General features: G+C 62.5%; 1 protein-coding gene and 1 pseudogene. Both read right to left on the reverse strand.

The annotated features are described in order from the left end of the window. Window positions 1-816, reverse strand: an 816-nt coding sequence (locus tag HCU64_RS25715; RefSeq protein WP_233387223.1) for a catalase family protein, incomplete at its 3' end; no start/stop codon positions are given. A gap of 52 nt (window positions 817-868) precedes the next feature. After that, window positions 869-1142, reverse strand: a pseudogene (locus HCU64_RS25720) (glutathione-dependent formaldehyde dehydrogenase); the annotation flags it as partial.

A 1142-nucleotide genomic window follows, 5' to 3' on the forward strand; every position in this document is an offset into this window, starting at 1 on the left:
CGCATCCTCGATGAGCTGCTTCTCCGCATCTGCCCAGAGCTGCGCCTTCAGCTCGTAGACCACCTCGTTCTCCTGGAAGAAGGCGGCTGTGGCATGCCGGAAGCCATTCTCGTCTTCATGGGGGTCTAAGCGCCAATCGGCCAGGGCGAGCTGCGCCTGCGCAACCGGCACCACGCCGAGCTTGGCCACGTAGTCGCCGTAACGCACTGGCGCCTGGCTGAAGTAACTGTCGGCCAGAGGATGGCTGTAGGGGTGGCCGAAAAAGTCGGCGAGCGCACTCTCGGTCCCGAACGCGTGCAACACCTTGTTGAGGTTACGCATCGTCGAAGAGACGGCGCTCTTGGCCCCCTCCGGCAGCCCTGTAGCCTTGCCGATGACGGTCCCGTCACGAAGGAAGCCGGCCGCAGTCCCCGACGGGAACGTCGTGCCGGTCGCCAGCACGAAGTCCTGCGTGTCGACGGTGTGGCCGGGCAGCTTCTCGCCGGGCACGTCGAACACCTTGATGGACATGCCGCGGTGGGTGGAGACGCGGTCGCCGAGCGTCTCTCCGGGACCTTGGGCGAACCGCACAGCGACGGGGTGCGTCCCGTGCGTCGCGAACAGGCCCTGCGCCAACTCTGGAGGCAGGCCGGCAGCAATCGTTAACTCGCCCGTTACGCAGGCCGAACTCTTGGCGTGGCTCGCCCGAACGGCATGGTGCTCGCGGGCCTCGACCGTCTCGGATTGCTGCGTCATACCCTTAATGATGCCGTCGATCGTCTCCTGCTCGTCCGCGGCGGGCTTCTCGATATCGGCTGCGTATCGCAGATAAGTCATGTTTATCCTTGCGGAATTGATCAGGAGAGAATTCGACGACGGCTGAGCAAAGTTAGCTTGGGTGGAAGACCACCTTCACGCAACCGTCCCTCTTGTCCTTGAAAGTATTGTATAGATCCGGCCCGTCAGCGAGATTCGTCGAGCGATGGGTAATCATCGACGTAGTGTCGATTTTGCCCTCTTGGATCAGCTTAGTCAGTGGTTCCAGGTAGCGCTTCACGTGAGTCTGACCGCTCTTGATGGTCAGACCTTTCTGGACGACGGAGCCCATGTTGATCGGCACCGGACCGCCATAGACGCCGGGCACCGAGACGATGCCGCAGGGC

This window comes from Methylobacterium sp. C25 (genome assembly GCF_021352225.1).
GTDB lineage: Bacteria > Pseudomonadota > Alphaproteobacteria > Rhizobiales > Beijerinckiaceae > Methylobacterium.